Raw genomic sequence first — 21,511 nt, 5'->3', positions numbered from 1 at the left:
CCGCGCTGTGGAGGTCGCGGGTCTCGCACGACCGGAATGTGGCCTCAACCAAGGTGTGGGAGAGGCCCGACGCCTGCGCGAAGGAACGGATGACCGAGTCCAAGTTGTGGCAGTCCAAGTAGATCACGGTTGAAGCGCCCGTTCAGCAGGATTCTCATTGCTGGTCGACCGCGAACGATACCTGGCGACTCGCGTCGTCCAGGAACAGACGGGGGCTGCGAGGCCGCAGCGTGTGGTCTCACGCCGATTCACGCAAGCGAGTCCACCCACTTGCGTGCGAGGTCGCGGATGAACGACTGACCCTCTTCAAGAGACATGGTTCTTGAAGACCGAGGACCGGAAGGCCGACGAGCGTGACGGGCACCGCGCCCGCTGATGCTCGGCTGGTTGGCCGCGTCGCCGAACGCGACGAGGTCGTCGCCGACCCAGCCGGTGGCGAGCAGGCCGGGCTTGTTGCCGCAGTTCACCTTGATGATCTCCAAGGCCTTGCCCAAGGTTGCCCAGTCGAGGTCGCGGTTCCAGCCGATCACGGCGAACAGCTCGTCGACGTCGGGATGCAGGACGGCCGTGTCGAGCCGTTGTCGCCCTTCCGACTTCGCAGGGGGACCGGAGACTGCGCCGACAGCGGCACCCGTGCCTGACGCAGAGAGAGCCAGGCGGGCCTTGCCCTCGGCCACCACGACGATCGTCGCGGCCTCGTGAAGACGTCCGCCATCGGAGACCGCGAGGTGAACGTTCCCGTCTCCGGTCAGCAGGTCGCGTGGTGCGGGTGGCCCAGCCGCAGATCTGCATGAGGCCGTTTTCGGAGCCGCCGTTGAGCAGCCAGTTGTGGGCGAAGGTGTGGCGGAACATGTGTGGGTAGAGGCTGGGCACGCCTGCGGCCTCGCCGAGGCGGTGGATCATGTTTTTGACTCCGGCGATGTTCAGGGGTTTGCGGCCGGTTTCGTCGAGCCAGAAGTACGGCAGGCCGGCTCCGGGCTTCTTGGAGCGGGCCCGGTCGTACTTTGGACAGCGACCTCCCGGTGTGGTCGCCGAAGGTCACGATGCGTTCCTTGGCGCCTTTGCGGTGGATTTCGATGCGGTCCAGGCGTAGGTCGACTTCCTCGGTGGTGAGCCGTCGTCATCTCGGCGCAGCGCAGGGCGGTGTCGAGGAAGCTCTCGATCAGGGCCCGGTTGCGCAGGGATCGGAAGTCCTTGCCCGCGCATTTGGCGAGCACGGCCTCGATCTGGTCGTCGGTGAGGACGGGGTGAGTTCGATCTCGCCGTCTTCGAGGAATCGGAAGAACTGTTTGGTGACTTTGAACTTGTTCATCGCGGTGGAGGGCGACCGGGTGGAGATCATCCAGTAGATGTACTCCTGGATGTGTTCCTTGGTCACCGCGCACGGGTCCTCCGCCGCGGCGTCGATGTCGATGTCGGTGAATCGCGATTCCCGGTCCTCGGCCCATTCGCGGTGGGCTTCGCCCGCGTGCTCGTCGAGCGGGGCGCCCTGGGCCAGCCAGTGGTAGAAGTTCGCCAGCTGCACGACACCGAGTGCGTAGTTGTAGCGAGTGGACTTGGGCTTGTTGTCGCTGCGCAGCGACCGATCCCAGGCGATCACGTACCGTGACCACGTCGGGTTGATGGGCAGTGGGGGCTCGGGCTCGTAGGACATGTGCTCACCCTCAAGGTCAAGGTGTCACCGAGCGCTGTGCTCGGTGTGGAAGCACGGCCCAAGCACAGAAAAGAGGAGCCTCCACAGGCTCTCACCTGCGAAGACTCCTCTGACCGTCGGGCTGACAGGATTTGAACCTGCGACCCCTTGACCCCCAGTGCCGCCCGAATAACGCGCTGACCAGCGGAAACAGAGGATTCCCTGCGTGTGCTGGTGCGGTTGACGCCCGTTGGGCGCACTTGGTGGCGGGTCAAGTAGGCGCCGCGCTCCAGTTTCGCTCCTGCTCCAGTGTGCGTTCGTGTCCCCGGCAGGAGCGCCAAAGTGTGATTCCGGCATCGCGTGAGGTTGTAACGTGCGGTTCCGCCAAGGAGCAGGCCATGTCCTGTGACATGTGATAGTTGTTGATCATGGCAGGTGAGTTGTGGACGCCGATCGCGTCGATGGTCGGAGTGCTCGTGGGTGGCGGTTTGACGTTCCTCACGCAACGGACGACGCAACGGGCGATCGAGCGGGCCGAGGAACGCAAGCGGCAGGCGGCCCTGGTTGAATCCCGGCGGACCGAACAGATCCAGGCCCTGACGGACTTCATCAGATTCGCCTATGAGGCGGAAGGCGTCGCGCATTCACGCCCAGCGAACTGGGGTATCGACGATGAATGGCTTCGATCAGCGAGACCTGCCATGGACGGTCTCCGTGTCGCCGAGACGAGTGTCGGACTTCTGTGTCACCCGTCCTTGAAGGAACCGACAACAGCTTATGCGCGCGCGCTCAACCAGGCGGTGTGGCGGGACCGCGAGGAGATACCGCTTGCCGAACGTCTTGAACCGTTCAAGTCGGTCTTCCTCACTACCGCCCGCCTCAGCCTCGGCTCAAGTGCGCCAGAGGCCAATGCACCGAGCACCGCAGACAGTATGGCTCTCCGCGAGCAGTAGCCTGCGTCGTACCACGAATTGTGACCTCCAGGAGTTGATGGGGCATCTCTTTGTTCGTCACGATGCTGTGCTTGCTTTTCGATGACGGCCAGGCCAGGGATCTGCTCCGCAACCAGGCCGAGCTGTATGGTGACGTCGTTGACTGGCTCGCCATCGAGTTCAACGCTCCACTGAGAAGGCGAGGAAAAGCCAAGAGCAGTACTTCTTCGCTGGCGGAAATGGTGTCGCGATGCGGACCGCGCCGCATGTGATCGCTGGCGCCGCCGGTCCAGGCGCGACCTCGTAGCCCGAGTCATCCGGGATGGAGTTACCACTCACGGGCATCCGCGGGCGCTTGTTGGTGCGGCTGTGTACGCCGCTGCACTTCACATCCTCCTCACCGCAACGGGAACCCTCGAGTACGGTGAACTTCTAGCGCGTGTCGAGGCCGACGACTCGTGGCAGATGCCTGAGATCGTGCTCAACGCGCTACCCAACGGATGGTTCGATGTCGCCACCCAGCTGCAGCCCAACCTGATCTCCTGGTGGGAGGATGTGGTCAACGAGACCAAGGAGCTGCTGCGTCGTACCGCGACTGGTATGAGGTCTGGCATCCTCGGCAACGACCTTGACGTTCTTGAGGCTCTCGGTTGCTTCGACAGGCGCGTCAACGGCGCGGGTACCATCACTGCTGTCAGCGCCATATACCTGGCCTCACGAAACGCGCCTCGCCCGCAGGGCGGGCTAGTCCGAGCAGCGTTCTTGAATCACGCCGACACTGACCCGTGGCGTCGATGACCGCTGGCCTTCTGGGGGCCCTACACGGGCCAGATTGGCTCGAACCCCTCAGCTCTCAGGTCCAGGACCGAACACTACATCGCGCACCTGGCCGACCAATGCGCCAGTCTTGCTCTCGGTGAGAAGCGCACTGCTGGCAGCCCTGTGAAGCAGGTTCGTGAAGACGACCTCCGATCCTTTCGCGAACAACTCGAGACGGCAGGCCGCCCACCCACGTCTGCACCGGACGGCCGGTTGGTCGAGTCGGCCCAAAAGACGTCGCTCGAATCCCGGACCAAGGCAAAGGCAGCCCGATGGCTGCTCAAGGTCGAAGGCCAGACGATGGTCGTCGACTTGGTCCGACGGAACGTGTCTCGCCGATCCGACGTGCAACCAACCCTGGATAGCGAAGCGAAACCGGAGGCTTCGGCGACGGTACGACGGATCTCTATCTTGGTGTCCGATCCAGACGCCATAGAGGCGTTTTATGGACCAAATTGACTCGGCCTTTTCGTCGCGCGGCTTAACGCAAGTGCAGTGCTCGTTGATGGAATGTACTGCTTCGCGAGACCAAGTACCTCCACCTCAATGGCTATGAGTAGCGTCTATCTCGAGATCGAGATCGAGATCGAGGTCGATGACGTCGAGACCGCCTTGAAAAGGGTGGGGGTGGCCCGCAACGTCACCTCTTCGGTCGCCAGGATTAAGGATCCCGCAGGTAACGTCGGCGTTTCCCAACGAAGGTCTCAGAATGTGTAGTTCTTTTGTGTGTCGGCGACCTTGGGGACCTGAGTAGACCGCGATTGCTGCGCGCGTCGAAGACAGTGCCGCCCGCGACCAGCTCCGAATGAGATCGAAGTAGAGCTGCTCGTATAGCTCAGCCGGTTGTGCGGGTGTCGTTGCGGGCAGCCGTCAGAAGCGATCGGCAGTGTCGGTCGCACAGACCGGTCGCCACAGAGTCCAACGAGCGCTTCTGACCAACTACTGGAAAGCCGCCTGCGCTCGGCGTCCAGCGGTAGGACGGCGAGCGCAGGCCAGGCAACCGAACCAGGTCAAGACCGGTGAAACTCCGGGATCAGCTCCCTGATCAGCCGGATTCAGGCGTATGGGTGCCGAGCGGGAAATCGTGCCGCCGGACCGTGTACCCGTCGTACGGGCAAACCGTCGGAGGCCAGCGGCGGCGGCGTTCCCCTCTTGGCGGTAGGTGATCTCGGTACGTGCCGCCGCCCTGGCCGGACCTCGGGCAGGAGCGCCAAAGGATGGGAACAGGGCTGACCAGCGGATTCGTACCGGCAGCCTGGTAGTCGAGGCGCGACTCGTGCTGTGACATGGCGCAGACCGGCGTGCCATTGGGGGTGGCAGTGGGCAGGTTCTGAGGTCGTATGACGGACGAGGTCATCTCTGGTGGCCTGGTCCGTCGTGCCCCGAACATCCGCTACTGTTGTCGCTGACACCGTGCCCGGCGGGTTGAGACTGCGCGTTTGTGGACGCAGTTCACGGTCGGCGTGTCCTGCCGGAGACGGTGCTGGTTGGCGACGTTTACACCGTGGTCCTACAGGTGCGGTCCGGGTCGCCCATGATCAAGAGCCAGTTGGACGCGGGGAGCGGGCGGTTCGAGATCGTCGGCTTGCACGGTGATGATCAATCGGTCGGAGACGGCGAGACCAGACAGGGCTCGTCGCGAGAGTTTGCGTCCCCGTCGTGACACCCGCTGCCCGGACAGCTGGTTGATCGCCTTCTCCACGGGACGCCAGCGGGAAGACGGCACGGCCAAGGCCGCAGATGCGAGGTTGTGCCACGAATCGGGATCTGCGAGTTGGATCTCGTCCAGCGTTCTGAGGACTTCACCAGGAACACCCGTGGTTGGACGTTCAGGCCGGTTGTTGGCGGCGTACGCGTAGTAGTCGTTCATGAGGCTGGACGTGGTGTCGAGCAAGATCAGCTCGCTGGCCCTGGGAGTTTTGGGTGCGATCCGGTGCTTACACCAGGCTCCCAGTGCGTCGGCTTCCACGAAGATGCGCGGCCCGCCGGCCTTGTTGATCCGGGCACGGGTGTCGGCGTAGGCGTAGAACTCAGCGGGATGCCTGAGGATGTCCGCGATCATGAGCACGTCGGCGAGGTTGACGAACCAGGTGCCCTCGTCGGGTACGCTTGCTCGCTTGCCGCTGTCGGGTAGCACCGATGCGAACGGATCCACGCGCTCAAGGGTGACGATGACCGAGACGATGTGGGTCCTGTTGATGGTGCCGTGCCACTTCTTCCCGTTCTGCTGGAAGTTCGACGATCCGGAGCGGAGGTACTCGATTGTCCGGGCGTTCTGGTCCAGCGCTTTGTCGACGAACTCGGCTGCCTTCTTCCGGATCCGATCAGGAGCGCCTCGCCTCGCCGGATCGGTCAGCCGGCCGCCCTTGGCCTCGAGGATGAGAGTGGCGCCGGGTAGCGCTACGAGAACGTCGATGTCGGGACGTTGCCCGTCCCAGGGGTAGGTCACGGTGGCGTGGACGTTGTCGGCTCCGAAGACCTGCGATAGCACCTCGCAGGTCAGTTCTTCGCAGGTGTCCTGCCGACGCTTGTCGAACGTTTCGAGCAGTCGAGGGTCTCGTTGGCACGCTTCGGCGGCCCAGTCCAGCGCGCAGTGGATGAAGTCCCCGGGGACAGCCCAGAGATGACGGCCGCCGGGCACCGCGACGATCGGGCGGCGCCGCAACGTGTTGGTCGCGTGGAGGCTGTCGAGTTCGGGTTGGCTGCCCAGGGCCGTGGTGAGGGCGCCGAGCAGGGCTTCCAGCTGATCTCGCGGGATCGAAGTGCGTTGTGCCAGCAGAGAAGCGAGGTCGTCCTCGAGGGGAGCCGAACCGAACGTCGCCATCCCGGCGGCGTGCGCGGCCGCGTACTGGACCATGGTGGCGCGGTCCGCCCGAGGGGGGATTTGATCCAGGACAACCTGAAACTCTTGTTGCACCTCGTGGAGACGTTCGCACTGCACGTCGAAGTAGGCATCTGCGACGGTGAGAGCATCGCCGAGCGCGAAACCGAGCGACGTCCGGGACCTGTCGGCGAGTGGTGCCACGATCGTCTTGAAGATGGCGCGCAGTTGTTCGGGATAGCCGAGCATGCGGTCGAAGCGTTGCTCGAACTCGAGGAGATTCCTGACGCTGGTGAGCGAGTCTCGGGGACTGACGCGAAGGGCCTTGGCCTCGTGTACCCGGTTCTCGGCGATCGCGTACTCACGGAGAAGTCGGTCCAAGTCGTACAGGACCTGCGGATGATAATCGGTGCCAAGTCGAGACAGGACATCGTCGACCGGCATGCCGGTGACCAATCCTCCGTAGAACTCGAGGACGGCGTCGCTGCCGAAGTTGGCAGGGCCAGGATGGGCTCGACGCATGCTGGTCAGAACAGTCAAGCTGCTGTAAGTCAGGAGCGGGTCCGCGGCTGCTGCGGTGGCCCGGATCTCCTCCAGCAGAAGCGGGAGCTGTCGCTCGGCAGCTTCAGCCTGGTGAAGAGTGTTCCGCTGAATCGCGTGGAGTTCGGCCCCGTATGGTCGCACGATCTGCCGCACGCCGTTAGCAGTGCGTCCACCGGCGGAGATCGCGGATGAGCCCAAGTACGGAGACATGGGGTTCTGGCGACGTTGTGCGTCCCGACCCGGTCGTGAAGTCAATGATCACCACCCAATACGTCGTTTGTCCAGAGCAGACGATACGCCTGCAGATGGACGAGTTGAGGCTGCTGGAAAGCGTGTCATGAGGATCGCGCCGCCTGTGCGAGGCCCACACGGAGAGCAAACAACCTTGATGGCCCAGTGACGGTGGACCCGATTCGCTACGGGCACACAACGCAGCTGGCAGCGGTTCACCCGCCGCAGGCTTTGTCGAGTGACAACCGTAGCTTCACCTCGCGGAAGTGCGCAAACTCGGCATAGTGGCTGGGTCCACATAAGACGATCTATCTCGACTTCGGTACGAGTCGTCACCCTTCCAGCGCGTGATCGGGCTGTTGATCACGACACCCGACTACCTCGCGTCGGTCGCTGCCCGCACGCGGTGGATGAGGTCGCCGTAGGGTTGGTCGTCCAGCTCGGCACGGTCGGGGCTGGCGTGGCTGCTGGTCAACCGCCAGCTCGCGTCGACTATGGGCGTCGCTGCGCAGGCGGGGCGGTCCACGCAGACCTCGCCCCCGGCAAGGATAGCTCTGCTGACTCCTGGGACGACGATGTGTCGTCCGCCTTTGCAGGTGGCGGGAAGGACTGCGACCGTCGTGCCGGTCTGATCGACTCGGTAGCGCAGTGCGCCGTCCGGCGCGGGGGTCGCAGGCGGCAGAGTCGCCTCGGCAAACTACCACCAGCCTCGCACATATGTTCGGCTCGCCTGAGATCTGGCGGCTCACTACGGTGCGTGTGCACTGTGCGCGCCTGGCTATCTTCGTCGGTCACGCCGGAGGTAAAAGCACTCGGACCGGGCGTGTCCGGAACGAACCGGCGGAGACTGTCGTGATGGGTGTAGGACTTAGATCGACGAGCGGACCGGTCACGCCTCGGCTTGACCTCCCGCCAGTTCCTCGGACCCGACCGGGCGAGGAGCGCAGCTCGTGAGATGCCGTTGCCGCGCCATCCGACGGAGGTCGAGGCTTATCGGAGGCCAGTGGCGGCGGCATCGCCTCCTGTCGGTTGGTGATCTCGGTACGTGCCGCCGCCCTGGCCGGACCTCGGGCAGGACACGCAAAACATGGGCAACATCATCATCTGAAGTCGTGGTGGGCTGCGCGCGGCTTGCTGGTTTGTTTGGGCTGGCTATGGCGATGGCGGTGGCCGCTTGTTCGATGGCGGGGAGGGGTTTCGGCGCGCGGGGTGACGTGGATGGTGACGTGGCGGATGCCGTGGTCGTAGTAGATCTTGATGCCGCAGGCTTCGTAGAGGGCGCGCTGGAGTGGGTCGGGGGCGGTGGGGCAGAACAACCGCCAGGGTGGGAAATAGGTCCAGCAGTTCGGGTTGTTGGGGTTGCTCGCATTCGGCGATGGCGCGGAGTTCGTCGAGTTCGTTCTGCTTGGCTCGGCGCTGGTTCTCCAGGTCGGCGAAACGAGCGCATAGGCGTTCGGCCCAGGCGCGGCCGATCTCGTCACCGTCATCGAGGGTGCGAGTCTCGCGTTCGTCCATCAGGTTGTTCTGGCGTCGGGTCAGTTCGGCGATGGCCTTCTCGATCGCGGCGATGCGGTGTTGATGATCATGTCGCTTGCTGGTGCCCTGCTTGGTCAGTTGGTGGCGCAGGTGCACGGCGCGGTCGGGACCGAGGACTCGCTGGGAAAGAAGGTTGGACGCAGTCGAGGAGGCGATCTTCGCGGACATAGACGGAACGGGGGTGATCGGCGTAGTCCTGCGGGTTGCCGACGCGATCGAGTTGGGGTTGGCACGTGTAGTAGGCGTTTTCGTGGCGGGCTTTGCCAAACATGCGCTTATCGCATTGGGCATGGTGAACGTAGTGACGCAGCACGTAGGTGCGGCGGGTGGCGGGGTGTCTGGGCGGGCGAAAAGGAGGGCTCTCTGACCGCCCCGAGTCCGGTGGACCGCGGCAAGCCCGGCTCGACGATCCATGTGCTATCCGAGGCTGCCGGGCTGCCGCTTGTTGTTGGTGTCTCGGCTGTGAACACCAACGACTCCTACGCGCTCAAACCGTTGGTGAAGGCGATCCCCTCGATCCGATCCCGTCGCGGACCACGCCGCCGTAAGCCCTCCAAGCTCCACGCGGACAAGGCCTACGACCACACCGAACTCCGCGTCTGGCTGCGTCGACGCGGTATCCGGTCCGGACCGTCCGCAAGGGTATCGAGACCAGCGAGAAGCTCGGCAGGCACCGCTGGGTGATCGAACGAACTGTCTTGTGGCTCACCGGATACCGACGACTCACCATCCGCTACGAACGCAAAGCCAACCACTTCCTCGCATTCCTCGCCCTCGCCGCCGCGATCACCTGCTTCAAACGACTCCGTCAACCGGCCGTGGGTGTATCTCGTCGGCAGGCTACAGACAAAGTCTGTTGCGGTCATGGTGCGGTGATTGGTGTCTGCTCCAGTCGGGTGCGGATCGATGTGCTGTCGTGTCCCAGGCGGTCCAGGATCTCGAGCGCGCGTGTCCACGCTGTCCGTGCCTGTGGGTTGTCTCCCGCGGCGTGGTGGGCGTCGCCGATGAGGATCAGGCCTCCTGCTTCGCGGTGTTGGTCGCCCAGTGTGCGGAACAGGGTGATGGCCTTGGCGTGGTGGGTGACGGACATCGGGTGGTCGCCCAGGTGGTGGTAGGCGCAACCCATGATCTGGAAGCAGTGCGCGAGTCCGTCGCGGTCGTCCATGAGGGTTGTCGCCTCGTGGCAGTGGGCCAGGGCTGCGGTGTGGTCGCCAAGGCAGGTTGCGTACCAGCCCATCGCGGTCAGGTCGAAGCCCTGCCACGTGCGGTTTCCGGTGCGGGTGTGGAGTGCGAGCGCCTGACGGGCGTGGGCCATGGCCTGGGGCAAGTCGTGGTGCTGCTCGTATTCCGCGGCCAGTGAGAAGTGGACAATTGCCTGGTTGGTCTCGTCGTCCTGCGCCCGGTGCAGGTTGAGCGCCTGGTTGAGGTGGGTGAGCGCGGTGGTTCGTTCACCCAGTGTTGTCGCCGCGCGGCCGAGCAGGTGGTGGATCGTTGCGATGGCATCCGGGTCGTCGAGTCGCTCGGCGGCCTCCAGCGCGGTTCGTAGGGCGGCGAACTTCTCCCGCCACTGGCCCTGCCGGTGGAGGTAGGAGGTGAGGATCCAGGGCAGTTGCCATGCGTGCACGTCCCAGCCGTGGCGCACTGCGTCCTCGAGGACGGCGAGTACCGTGGCGTGTTCGGCGGCGAACCATGCCATCGCCTGGTTGTAGCCGGTGATCTCCTGGACCGCTACGCCGTCACGCGCCGCGGGGAGGGCGAGCGGCGGCCAGTGCGGGGACAGGTGGCGCTCGGCGCGGTAACCGGTGTGCAGGTAGTGGTCGGCCGAGCGGGAACGGGCCGCGGTCAGCTCCGCTTCGGTGTCGTGCGCACGGGCCAGCTCCGCGGCGTAGGCACGCAGCAGGTCGTGTGAGCTGTAGCGGTGCGGCACGCGCTCGTCGACGAGGTGCTGGCGGGTCAGCTCGGCCAGCAGCACGCGTACCCGCGGCACCGGGACACCCGCGGTGGACGCTGCCGCGTAGACGTCCACGTCCGCGCCGGGGTGGCTGCCCAGCAGGCGAAACAGCCGCGCGGCGTCGGCGTTCAGCGCCCGGTAGGAGCAGAAGAACGCGGCACGCACATCCACCATGGTGTCGAGGGCGTCGAGGCGGTCGTGCACGTCGCGCAGCTCGTCTGCCAGTGCCCGCAGGGAGAAGTTCCGGTTCATCGTGGCGCGGGCGGCCAAGACCGACAGCGCCAGCGGTAGCCGGGCGGAGCGCTCGACGAGTTCGGCGACGGCGTCGGGTTCGGCCTCGATGCGGTTCCGTCCGAGCCGTTCGGCCAGCAGCGCGACGGACTCCGGCTCGGTCAGCACGTTGACGCCGAGGTAGTCGGCGCCCTGCCCGGCGACGAGGTGGCTCATGCGGTCCCGGCTGGTCACCAGCGTCAGGCACGGCGCGCCGCCGGGCAGCAGTGGCAGCACCTGAGCGGCGTCGGCGGCGTTGTCGAGCAGGACCAGGACGCGGCGGCAGGCGAGCACGCTGCGGTACAGCGCGCCCGCCTGCTCGATGTCGGACGGCACGCCGTGCGCGGGCACCCCGAGCGCTTCCAGGAACCCGCGCAGCACGGTCTGCGGGGGTACGGGGGCAGTGGTTGGGTCGAACCCCCGCAGGTCGGCGTACAGCTGGCCGTCGGGGAAGCGCTCGACGTTGTCGTGTGCCCAGCGCAGCGCGAGTGCTGTCTTGCCTGCGCCGCCGGTCCCGACGATCACCACCAGCGCGGTGTCGTGATCGTCGAGCCTGGCCCGTTCGGCGGCGCGGCCGACGAAGTGGGCCGGTACCGCGGGTAGCTGGCGGGGTGTCGGCCGGTCGGAGGTGGGCAGTGGGTCGCCTGCGAGGATCCGCCGGTGCAGCTCGCGCAGCCGGGGACCGGGGTCGGTGCCTAGTTCCTCGGCGAGTCGGGCACGCACCACCTGGTAGTGGGCCAGCGCGTCCGCCTGCCTGCCGCAGCGGTACAACGCGAGCAGCACGTGGGCGGCCGCGCGCTCGTCGAGCGGGTATGCGGTGGCGGTCGCGACGATGTCGGCGACTCGATCTTCGTGCCTGCCGAGGCGCAGCAGCAGGTCGTTGCGGTGCAGTTCGGCGGTGACGCGCTCCTGGTCCAGCCGCCGCGCCACCTCGGAGAACCACGGCGTGTCCAGCCCTTCGAGAGCACGGCCGCGCCACAGCGCCAGCGCCTGGTCGACCGCGTCAAGTTGTTGGTCTCCCTCGCGGGAGCGTGCGCACAGTTCGCGGAACAGGTGCAGGTCGACCGCGGCTGGGTCGGCGGTCAGCAGGTAGCCGCTGGGCTGGCGAGTGAGTGTCGCACCCGCGGGCGTGACGAGGCGGCGCAGGCGGGAGAGGTAGCTGTACAGGGCGTGCTTGGCGCGGTTGGGCGGTTGCTCACCCCACACCCGGTCCACCAGTTCGTCGACCGGCACCACCCGGTTGACGTCGACAAGCAGCGCTGCGAGCACGCTGCGCTGGCGAGGGTGACCGACGTCGACCGGGTGGCCGTCGACCCGCGCCTGGACCACCCCCAGCACGCCGAAAATGGGCGCCCGTTCACCATGCACGCTTCCCACTCCAGGTTCATCGGTGCCCTCGGCTGCCGCCCTGAACCTTCGACAGGGTGACTTTGCGCAGTTGACCCCGCGCGCAGGGTTTCCGCAGGGCTCGGTCAGCACGGTGGTGACACCACGGCCCACCCGGGCCGGGAACCCAGGAAGACCGATAGCTCCGCCGTGCCCGTCGAGGGGTCGGGCACGGCGGAGCCGGTTGACCCGATACGACTCTGGAGACACCCATGTTCAACACGACCCCGTCCCGTCATGCGCCTGTGGGTTCGCTGGGCCACCTCGTGCACGGCCAGTTCGGCGCACTGATCGACGCTGTCGGGCTGTCGGGCAGGCGTGGGGAGTTCGAGCACCTGGTGGGCGCGCTGCTCGGGCCTGCCGCCACGCTTCCGGTCGGCGGGGCCGCGACGTCGTACTCGGACGTGGCCGACGACCACTCACCCGTCGAGTACTCGATCTCGTTCGAGGCGGGCAGGCCGCCGCAACTGCGCCTGCTGACCGAGCCGAACAGTGTGCCACCGGGGGTGCGGGCGAACGCGGTGGCCGGATCACAGGTCCTGTGTGGGCTGGCGGAGCGCTACGGATTCGACCTTCGGCGGCTCACCTCGGTGCAGGACCTGTTCTTGCCCCGCCTGCCACAGGGGCGGTTGGCACTGTGGTGCGCGGTCGTGCTGACCGCGAGCGGCGACCCGTCGTTCAAGGTGTACCTGGACCCGGCCGCGCGGGGCGGTGACCGTGCTCCCAAGCTGGTCGCGGAGGCATTGGCCCGCCTGGGTTTCCGGCAGGCACGACGGCCGATCCGCCGTTCGGTGGCCGACGGCGGCAGGCTGATGTACTTCGCGTTGGACCTCGGGAGCTGGCGCCGACCGCGGGTGAAGGTCTACGTCGCCCACGACGGCGGCGGTCTGGCGGACGCGACGCGGGCGTCGGTGGCCGCCCCCGGGATTCCCCGCGGAGCGGTCGAGGAGTTCTGCCACACCGTCGCCGGACCGGGCCCGTTCACGGCACGCCCCCTGGTTTCGTGCTACTCGCTGGTGGACCCCGAGTCGGAGTCGCCCGACGCGTACACCCTGCACGTCCCCGTCCGGGACTACGTCGAAAATGACCAGGAGGCACGCGCACGCGCGGCCGCTGTGATGCGCCGCCAAGGGCACGACCCAGCAGTGCTGGACCGGGCACTTGCCGCTGTGAGCCGACGGCCGCTGGACGCAGGCGTCGGGCTGATCTCCTACATCTCGCGGGTGTTCTCACCGCACGGCGAACGGCTGACCGTGTATCTCTCGGCGGAGGTGAACTTCGTCCGGCCGCCCCGCAGGCGGGCTCCGGCCGCGGTGCTCGGCCGGTGAGGCGCGACATGCCGATCATGGAACCGTTTCGCGCCAAGGTGGTGGAACCGATCCCGCTCACCACGCGCACGCAGCGCGAGCAGGCGCTGGAACGGGTGCACCACAACCTCTTCGGGCTGCGGGCCGAGGAGGTGACCATCGACCTGCTGACCGACTCGGGCACCGGCGCGCTGTCCGCCGCGCAACTGGCCGCATCGATGCTGGGCGACGAGACCTACGCAGGCGCAAGCTCGTTCCACCGGTTCCGAGCGGTGGTGGAGGAGCTGACCTCCTACCCGCACATCCTGCCGGTGCACCAAGGGCGGGCCGCTGAACGCATCCTGTTCTCGACCCTGCTGCGGCCGGAACAGATAACGCTCGGCAACACGCACTTCGACACCACCCGCGCCAACATCGAGCTGGCAGGCGCCCAGGCCCGTGACCTGCCCTGCCCGGAGGCAAGGGATCTGGACAGCCCGTACCCCTTCAAGGGCAACATCGACCTGGATGCCGTGCACGACACCCTCACCGGCTCCGACGGCCCGCGGGTGGCTGTGGTCGTCTTGACGCTCACCAGCAACGGCATGGGCGGCCAACCCGTCTCGATGGCCAACCTCACCGAGACCGCCCGGCTGTGCCGTGCCCACGGGGTGCCGCTCATCCTCGACGCCGCCCGCTTCGCGGAGAACGCCTGGCTGGTGACACAGCACGAACCCGGCTACCGCTACCACACCCCGCGCGAGGTCGCCGAGGAGGCGTTCCGGCTCGCGGACGGCTGCACGGCCAGCATGAAAAAGGACGGCCTGGTCAACACGGGCGGATTCCTCGGCCTGCGCGACCCCGAGTTGGCCCGCCGGTGTGAACTGCTGCTCATCGCCACCGAGGGCTTCCCCACCTACGGCGGCCTGGCAGGCCGCGACCTCGACATGCTCGCACAGGGACTGCTCGAGGTCACTGCCCCCGACTACCTCCGGGCGAGAGCCGCCACGACCTCCTACCTGGCCGAACTGTCCCGAGCGGCCGGCGTCGCGGTGGTGGAGCCGCCCGGTGTGCACGCGGTCTACCTCAACGCAGGCCGACTCCTCCCACACATCCCCCCACACCAGTTCCCGGGACACGCACTGGCCTGCGCCCTGTACCTCGAGGGCGGCATCCGCAGCGTGGAATGCGGCTCCCTGTACCTGGGAAAGGAGGACGAGCACGGCAATCCCGTCGTCAGCGCCCCGTGGGAACTGGTCCGTCTCGCCATCCCTCGACGGGTCTACAGCCAGGGCCACATCGAGCACGTCGGTCACACACTGGCACACATCGCACAGAACGCCGCCCAACTGACCGGCTACCGAATCACCGAACATGCCCCGCTGCTCCGGCACTTCAAGAGCAAGCTCGCACCTGTCCCCACACCCCGCACCTGAACCATCGACGAGAAGTAGCCAGAATTCCAGTAGGGACTGTTGCAAGATCGGCTCTGTCTCACTTTCGGTGGTAGCTGGGCGTGACGGCAAGATCATCTTGTGGATGAGGTTGGGGTTTCGGCTGCCTGGGTGTTCTCGGGGTTGTCGCCGCTGGTGATCGAGGGTGTTGATGTTGACGGTGAGCGTTTGGTGGTTCGAGCAAGAACGAGCGATTGGCCAGCGGTGTGTCCCGGCTGCGGGATGGGATCGGCGCGGGTGCATAGCTATCACCAGCGCAACGTTGCTGATCTTCCGCTGGATGGCCAGCCGGTGGCAGTGCTGGTTCGGGTGCGGCGATTGTTGTGCTCGACGGTCGACTGTCGCAGGAGTTTCCGTGAGCAGGTTCCCGGTGTGCTTGAGCGCTACCAGCGTCGGACCACGAGGTTGACGGGGTTGGTGCGGACGGTGGTGCGAGAGTTGGCCAGCAGGGCCAGTGTGCGGGGGTGTTGGTGGCGTTGCGGGTTGGTATGTCGCGTCATACCGCGATCCGGGTGTTACTGCGTGTCCCGCTGTCGCCGCGGTCGGTCCCCCGCGTGCTCAGCGTCGACGACTTCGCGGTGCGTCGCCGTCACACATATGCAGTGTCTTGATCGACGCGGTCACCCATGAACGTGTTAATGTGTTGTCCGACCGTAAATCCGACACCTTGGCCGAATGGCTACGAACCAATCCTGGTGTCGATATCGTCGTGCGTGATGGGTCCACCACCTATGCCGAGGCGATTCGTCGGTCGCTGGCCGATGCGCTGCAGGTGTCGGACCGGTGGCATCTGTGGCATGGCTTGGCGCGCTTCGTCGAGAAGGCAGTGGCCGCCCATAGCGGGTGCTGGGCGAAACTGGGACCGAAACGCCAGAACCTCACTCGGGAGAAGACCACACTTGAACGCTGGCAGGCCGTGCACGCCCTGCTCGACCGTGGCGTCGGGTTGCTGGACTGCTCCCGTCGGCTGGGTCTGTCCCTGAACACCGTCAAACGCTACAGATCTTGAAAGGCTGGGATTACGGCGGTTGTGGCTCCAGACTCAGTCCGATGTGGGTGACGAAGGCGTCGATCAACCCGGGCTGGTACTGGATGCGTTTGAGCCGGTTCTTCACAATGGCGGTGAGCTGGTCGATGCCGTGCACGATCAGGTTGCCCAGGTTGCGTTTGACGTGGGACCAGACGTGCTCGGTCGGGTTGAGGTCCGGGGCGTAGGGCGGGAGCTGGATCACGTGCAGCCAGTCGCGGGCCGCGACCAGTGCGCGCATCGCGTGGCTGATGTGGGTGTTGAGGTTGTCCCAGATCAACACGATCGGTGCGCCGAGTTGCTGGTGCGCGGCGTCGAGCAGGGCGGCGTAGTCGGTCTCGGTGAAGCTGCGTCGTTCGCCCTTGTGGCCGCGGTGGGTCCGGACACGGTAGATCAACCGAGGCTGGCGCCCGGGCCGGATGCAGACCAGCCCGGCGATCGACACCCGGCCCGAACCCTTGCCCGATACCGGGATCTGCGGTGTCTGGCCACGCCGGCCCCAGGTGCGGGCTTTCGGCGGGCGCAGCGTCTGCCCGGCCTCGTCCTCGAAACACAGCCAGGCGCCCTGCTGCGCCGCTACCGTTTTCCCGCCGGCCACGCCTCCCGCCGCCACGTCGCGATCGCCTGCTCGTCACGCTCGATCGCGCGATGAGCCGGAACCTGCGGCGAGAACCCCATCCGGTACAACAGATACGACACCCCACGCGGCGTGTACCGGGTATGGAGCATGCGGGCGATCAGATCGGCGACTCGGGCCAGAGTCCAGCGCTGATCCTCACCGAATCCATGCGCGGCAGGGCCTTGCTCCAAAGCCCGGGCCAGCCAATCCAGCCTCGGCTGGCCCAACCGGCAGGACGACCCGCCCGGTCCCCTCGACGCCAAGCCAGCCTCACCCTCGGCGTGCCATCGTCGTCGCCAGGTGTAGACCGCATTGATGGACACCCGTAGCCCGCGGGCGATCTCGCGACCGGCACGTCCTGATCGAACCATCGGGCCGCCTGCAACCGGACAGCTTCGCGTTTGGCCCTGCCCCGCTCGGACAGGCCGCCTCCATCCGCGTACCTCATCCATCCCTGCCTAGATCATGAATCGATCAGGATCGGGGAGGACACGCCACGCAAGGGCAAGATCAACCCTGGGCTTTTATGATCTGTAGCGTCCAACTGCGCGGCGACGAGAAGGTCGCGAGTCAGGTCGCGCTCGGTCCAGGCAGGCTCCGCCGCGAGTGCCAGAACCGCGTCCGACGACGACTGCCCGGCGCGTCGATCCAAGATCAGGCGCAGGCGTGCCGCAGCGACCTGCTCGTCGGTGATCCGTATCCGGGTCGGCATCCGTCACTCGCCCCCAGCGTCGAGCAGGCCGTCAGGGTCCTCGAACGTGATCCCGGCATCGGCGAGTTCCCGGCGCAGCGGCTCCAGGACCCGGTCGGTGAGCGCCTTCATGTGCCTGAGCTCGTCTGGGCCCGCCAACTCGGACTCGGCCAACGCCGACATCAGGTGCAGCCCCGCCACCCGTTTTGCGCGGCGACTCCTCGTTGACCATCGGCGGCGTACGCTCTGGCGATTGACAACACTGGGTCGCGCCGCCCCCTTTCCGAGAGTTGTTCCTGATATGATGAGTCAACTCGGAAGCGGGAGGGATGATCCTAGTGGGATGGCTCAGTGATTTCTTTCGACGATCCGACAAACAGTCGATCGTACCCGTCGATAATGACGATACTGACGATACTGACGAGTATCCAACAGAGTTCTTCGCTTCACATCTGAGCGTTCTTTGGATGCTCCCAGAGGGTGAGCGAGAGGAGTTTCAGTCTGCCTGGCAGCGGTTCTGTAGTAGTTATCCGCCTGATCCCGAGGATTCCCGGATCGTGATGCGCGTGATGGCGGCAACAAGGGCGCAGCAAAAGAATTTGAGCGAAAGGCGAAAGGATCGTTGACGCCTGTCATTGCACCTTTGGTGGCTGCCGACGCTTTTGTCGGCGTCTCGCCACCACTCTCGCTCGAACCTTCGTGAGCAGGTGTCTGAATGACGTGGTTAAATGTCTTGCAGGGGCTTGTTTGATGTGGTACTCCGCTGCGCGTTTCGATTCTGCTCTCTGCGCTGCTGCGGTTTCGTGGAACCACGTGGCCTGTCGGGCAATAAGCGACGGCGGTTTGCGGCCAATATGTGTGAAGAGTGCGTGATAAATTTCCAGCGCCTCGTCTATGACAGGCTCGATCTCACCCCACCGTTCCAACTTACTCAGTAGGGCCGCAACGGCATAAAGTGCCTGGAAAAGCGTAGACCAGTGTCGATGGGGGTAGAGCGCTGCCCACACTCGTTGCATTCGCACGCTCTCTCGTGCCGCTTCCAGTGCCAACTCGAGGCGATTCGTGGCAAACATCACGGTGGAGAGTTCGTAAAGCGAAGCGGCCAGTTGAGGCTGATATTTGGCCGGATTAAGTCTCGATTTCCTTTGTGTAATCGCCACGCGTTCTTCGGCTGCTTCCAGGGCGTTCTCTTGTCGACCGAGAACGAACAGCAGGTGGATCAGATCTTGCAGGGTTTCGAGGAAGGAGTCCTCATGGGCGATTGGGCTGGCCTTGGCCAAGGTGCGGTATAGCTGGGCGGCTTCCTGGATCGAAAGGAGGGCCTCTTTGAAACGTCTCAATCTACTCAGGCGAATGGCGAGATTTCGTACCGTCATTGCAAGCAATGGCGCCTGAAAAGTTTCCTCAGTCGCCGTGAGTCCCCGAGACATGCGGACGGCTTGTTCGGAGACGGATAGGGCCTCGTCGTGGCGCCCTAGTGCGGCCAGGGGATTGCCGAGATTGCTGAGTGCCAGCGCGAGCAGTGGTGGCGCCTGATCATGATCAGGTATCTGTCGGAGCAGGTCCACAGCTTCGCTGGTGGCGGCGAGTGCCTCGATCCACAGCTCCACCGCACCATGTCCACGTGCGGCTTCGGTGGCACGATTGCCCAGCCCCACCAGTACGCTCGCCAACGTGAAGCTGTGCAAGTCCGAGTTCGAGACGGCCAGTCGGCGGGCTAGCCGCACCGTCTCCCGGTCGGTGCCCAGAGCCTCTTCCAGCCTTCCGTTGGCCAGTAGCACGGTGCCGAGGTTGGCCAGGCTCACCACCAGTGCGCGCTCGTGTGCGGCGGGGTCCGTCGTCGCGAGCGTTCGGCGGATCTCCACGGCCTCCCGTGCCGCGACGAGACACTGCTCATAGAGTCCGGCGGCGAGCAGCGTCGGCGCCAAATTGTCCTGGATCGAGGCGCGCTCGACCGGGTCATGGGTTTGGGCCATGCGATGAGCGGCCAGCCGGACAGCGATCGCGGCCAGCCCGCTGAAGACATCCATGCGGCGCTCCGCCGAGAGCACGCTCTCGACCGCTTCGAGCGCGCCGAAATCGACATCGGGCAATTCCGAGAGCCGCGTAAGCGTAGCCGCGTCGATGTGCAGCGCGAGTGCCGGGTAGTCCTTCAGCAGCGGATAGAGATGGCACTTCGCGACGTGCGGCCATCGGTGGGCTGTCTCGACCAGGACCGTCACGACCTGGCTGGGCCGCCCTACCGGATTCGCGTCTTCGTCGTGTGGCGTGAGCAGGCTCCTGACCGCGATCTCCGTCCACGGGTCTACGACGTCGCCGCTGGCACGGCTGTGTCCAGGGGTGGTTATGGCGATGAAGTCCTCGCCGAGGCGGTCTGGGTAGAGCGGCTCCAGGACTGTGCCGGGATCTTGCGCCGGATACAGCCTCGCGTGGTCTTCGATGATCTGGCCGCATCCCCCCGGTGAGTCGGAGACGTGGGTGCGCCGCAGCACGTCGACACCGCTCAGATAGGGAAGCGGACCGCTCAGGGTGGCGAGGCACACCGCTCGACTGATCGTGTGGGGCGGAGTGTGCAACGGTTCTTCGCTCTGCACGTGCCACTCGAGCCAATGGCGTCGCTCACGCTTGAGCAGGTAGTCCGTGACTCGGTGAGGTTCCGTAGGAGGAACCTCACCGTGAAGCCACGCGTCGACGGTGGCGAGAGCTGCCATGTGCACGGTAAGAACCTGGTCGAATCCCGGAGTGTCGACCACGGGTAACACGATGCGGCGGCTGATCTCGGGTACGCGTAGTGCGCGGGCAAAGGCTTTGAGCGCGGATCGGAAAATCTGGTCCAGACTCAGCTCGAAACCGAGTGGCAGCAGCACAACCGCGTCCGACGGCACGCCCAATTCGGTGTCGAGCCAGTTCTCAACTGCGTTCCACCACCATCCGGCGGACCGTGCCAAGAGCAACACCCGAAGTGGTATCGCCCCCGGTAGATGACCCATCATGACGCGCAGGTCGGCGATCAGTGCTTTCAAGCTGTTCAGCGGCCATCTGTCCGCGTAGTCGACGATGACCAGCAGCCCCTCGACGGAACGGTCGATCTGCTGATCAGCACCGCTGAGCGCGCTCGGCAGCGGGAGCCTCGCCCTCCACACCTGCCATTTCGTGGCGTGGTTGTGGGCCAGATGGGCGGCCAGTCGGGACTTTCCTTGCCCTCCAGGAGCGTGGATCAGGCGGACTGAGATCTGGGAAGATCCGCGTGTCATCCACGCCGACAGATCCGCGAGAACGGCCTCGCGTCCCTCGAACGGAACCACCTCGTGCCGGGCCATCAGGAGCCGGGATGGTTGCCCGCGGATGTGCTCGTACGCCAGCGACGCGGATGCCACTGGGAAGGATTCGATATGATAGCCCGGCTGGTTGAACGAGACCGTCAGATTCCCGTGGAGCTCGCCGATCTGGATGACGTTGCCCAGGACGATACTGTCCGTCACGGAATTGACGGAATCGAACCGTCGTACGTCCTCTTGGGCTTCCCCGTCCTCCGAGGGGTTCGACGGTGTGCTCATGCGCGGCCAAGTCCGATCACCCACTGGATGATAGCCAGTGAGACACAGACGTGGTCGGCCATCGCGAGAGAAGTTGCTGTCGTCCGACCCCGTCCGAGGTCCAACGTGAATGTGCCCCACCCACCGTCTGGATGTAGGTAGCCGCGCGGCGCGCGAGACGTGCGCGTGAGGCCGGTTCACCCGATCACGGCTGGCTCAGCGCGCTTGCACGACCTGCGATGCGCCCCCTCAGCGGCCTCATGGTCCCCGAGTTCCTTGAGGCGCTCCGGTGACTTCCGCCAGCGTGCGTACGTAGGGGCCTTGCCTGGCGAGCGTGAGCTGTTCATACAGCCTTCCGGCTTCCTTCACGCGGCGCTAGCAGGCCAGACGGTGGTGATCACTGGAACGATCAAAGACCCAACCCGAGTACCTCGAACACACCGGTCAGATCGCGGGACTGGGCGCGGAGGCGGACTTCGACCTGGCTGGGAGGCCGTCCTGTGGCAGGGTGCGGTGCAGTTCTTGCCGGTGCGCGGTCAGGGCGGGCAGGCCGAGGTAACCCTGAGCCAGGCCGACACCGGCCCTCGATGGCTTCGGCGGTGTGCTCGTCGCGTTCCTGTATGGCGGTGTGCTCATGTTCGCCGCTGAACTCGGTGCTCCCGATGTCGGCGACGGCGTCGACGGTCACTTGCTCCGCGTCCTCCACCTCGATGACGACGCTCATATCGATCTTGACTCTGCGAGCGATGTTTCCTCCTCCGGCATGGGCTCGACTC

The 21,511-nt window shown here is 65.6% G+C and carries 14 protein-coding genes and 4 pseudogenes; 7 read left to right on the top strand and 11 right to left on the bottom strand.

Annotated features, from left to right (window positions below):
* Positions 1-248 precede the first annotated feature (248 nt).
* The 3 genes and pseudogenes from ACZ6SD_RS17455 to ACZ6SD_RS17445 all read right to left on the bottom strand — a co-directional run bounded on the left by ACZ6SD_RS17455 (position 249) and on the right by ACZ6SD_RS17445 (position 1,654).
* Positions 249-677 (bottom strand): hypothetical protein, encoded by a 429-nt coding sequence (locus ACZ6SD_RS17455; RefSeq protein WP_465317960.1) that lies wholly within the window; start codon positions 675-677, stop codon positions 249-251.
* 103 nt (positions 678-780) lie between these two features.
* Positions 781-927 (bottom strand): annotated as a pseudogene (locus tag ACZ6SD_RS17450) (integrase); the annotation flags it as partial.
* 235 nt (positions 928-1,162) lie between these two features.
* Positions 1,163-1,654 carry a phage integrase N-terminal SAM-like domain-containing protein gene (locus ACZ6SD_RS17445; protein WP_465317959.1) on the bottom strand — a complete coding sequence of 164 codons (492 nt, stop codon included), beginning with the start codon at positions 1,652-1,654 and terminating at the stop codon, positions 1,163-1,165.
* 407 nt (positions 1,655-2,061) lie between these two features.
* Between ACZ6SD_RS17445 and ACZ6SD_RS17440 the strand changes: the two genes are divergently transcribed.
* From ACZ6SD_RS17440 to ACZ6SD_RS17430, 3 genes and pseudogenes are all read left to right on the top strand, one after another.
* A complete protein-coding gene (locus ACZ6SD_RS17440) occupies positions 2,062-2,586 on the top strand; it encodes a hypothetical protein (protein WP_465317958.1) in 525 nt (174 codons plus the stop codon).
* A gap of 71 nt (positions 2,587-2,657) precedes the next feature.
* Entirely contained in the window at positions 2,658-2,837 is a 180-nt protein-coding gene (locus ACZ6SD_RS17435; RefSeq protein WP_465317957.1) for a hypothetical protein, read from the top strand.
* Positions 2,838-2,865: 28 nt separating this feature from the next.
* Positions 2,866-3,363: pseudogene (locus tag ACZ6SD_RS17430) on the top strand (ADP-ribosylglycohydrolase family protein); the annotation flags it as partial.
* Between the two features lie 1,531 nt (positions 3,364-4,894).
* Here the strand turns inward: ACZ6SD_RS17430 and ACZ6SD_RS17425 are convergent.
* Together ACZ6SD_RS17425 and ACZ6SD_RS17420 are read right to left on the bottom strand one after the other, a co-directional pair.
* Positions 4,895-6,901, bottom strand: a complete 2,007-nt coding sequence (locus ACZ6SD_RS17425; RefSeq protein ID WP_465317956.1) for a hypothetical protein — start codon at positions 6,899-6,901, stop codon at positions 4,895-4,897.
* A gap of 1,230 nt (positions 6,902-8,131) precedes the next feature.
* On the bottom strand, positions 8,132-8,683 hold the full coding sequence (locus ACZ6SD_RS17420) for a hypothetical protein (RefSeq protein WP_465318010.1): 552 nt from the start codon (positions 8,681-8,683) through the stop codon (positions 8,132-8,134).
* Between the two features lie 180 nt (positions 8,684-8,863).
* Here ACZ6SD_RS17420 and ACZ6SD_RS17415 point away from each other — a divergent pair.
* A pseudogene (locus ACZ6SD_RS17415) lies at positions 8,864-9,321 on the top strand (IS5 family transposase); the annotation flags it as partial.
* Between the two features lie 56 nt (positions 9,322-9,377).
* Here the strand turns inward: ACZ6SD_RS17415 and ACZ6SD_RS17410 are convergent.
* A complete protein-coding gene (locus ACZ6SD_RS17410; RefSeq protein WP_465317955.1) occupies positions 9,378-12,104 on the bottom strand; it encodes an AfsR/SARP family transcriptional regulator in 2,727 nt (908 codons plus the stop codon).
* 263 nt (positions 12,105-12,367) lie between these two features.
* Here ACZ6SD_RS17410 and ACZ6SD_RS17405 point away from each other — a divergent pair, with 263 nt between their 5' ends.
* From ACZ6SD_RS17405 to ACZ6SD_RS17395, 3 genes and pseudogenes are all read left to right on the top strand, one after another.
* The gene (locus tag ACZ6SD_RS17405) at positions 12,368-13,450 is read left to right on the top strand and encodes a tryptophan dimethylallyltransferase family protein (RefSeq protein ID WP_465317954.1); all 1,083 of its coding nucleotides are present in this window, start codon (positions 12,368-12,370) and stop codon (positions 13,448-13,450) included.
* Between the two features lie 8 nt (positions 13,451-13,458).
* Complete coding sequence (locus ACZ6SD_RS17400; RefSeq protein ID WP_465317953.1) at positions 13,459-14,844, top strand: tryptophanase; 1,386 nt, start codon at positions 13,459-13,461, stop codon at positions 14,842-14,844.
* Positions 14,845-14,943: 99 nt separating this feature from the next.
* Positions 14,944-15,862 (top strand): annotated as a pseudogene (locus ACZ6SD_RS17395) (ISL3 family transposase); the annotation flags it as partial.
* A gap of 19 nt (positions 15,863-15,881) precedes the next feature.
* On the opposite strand, the gene ACZ6SD_RS17390 reads toward ACZ6SD_RS17395, so the two are convergent.
* The 5 genes from ACZ6SD_RS17390 to ACZ6SD_RS17370 all read right to left on the bottom strand — a co-directional run bounded on the left by ACZ6SD_RS17390 (position 15,882) and on the right by ACZ6SD_RS17370 (position 20,681).
* The gene (locus tag ACZ6SD_RS17390) at positions 15,882-16,502 is read right to left on the bottom strand and encodes a transposase (RefSeq protein ID WP_465317952.1); all 621 of its coding nucleotides are present in this window, start codon (positions 16,500-16,502) and stop codon (positions 15,882-15,884) included.
* Positions 16,466-16,879, bottom strand: coding sequence for a winged helix-turn-helix domain-containing protein (locus ACZ6SD_RS17385; protein WP_465317951.1), 414 nt, complete (start codon positions 16,877-16,879; stop codon positions 16,466-16,468). The genes ACZ6SD_RS17390 and ACZ6SD_RS17385 overlap by 37 nt, the downstream gene beginning before the upstream one ends.
* Before the next feature lie 92 nt (positions 16,880-16,971).
* Positions 16,972-17,220: a hypothetical protein gene (locus ACZ6SD_RS17380; protein WP_465317950.1), complete on the bottom strand. Its 249-nt coding sequence runs from the start codon at positions 17,218-17,220 to the stop codon at positions 16,972-16,974.
* Positions 17,221-17,223: 3 nt separating this feature from the next.
* The gene (locus ACZ6SD_RS17375; RefSeq protein WP_465317949.1) at positions 17,224-17,400 is read right to left on the bottom strand and encodes a hypothetical protein; all 177 of its coding nucleotides are present in this window, start codon (positions 17,398-17,400) and stop codon (positions 17,224-17,226) included.
* 431 nt (positions 17,401-17,831) lie between these two features.
* Complete coding sequence (locus tag ACZ6SD_RS17370; protein ID WP_465317948.1) at positions 17,832-20,681, bottom strand: tetratricopeptide repeat protein; 2,850 nt, start codon at positions 20,679-20,681, stop codon at positions 17,832-17,834.
* Positions 20,682-21,511: the final 830 nt, after the last annotated feature.

It is taken from the genome of Actinokineospora sp. NPDC051303, from assembly GCF_055586285.1.
The sequence above is the reverse complement of the archived record's forward strand: the minus strand, read 5'-3'. Positions and strand labels throughout refer to the sequence as shown.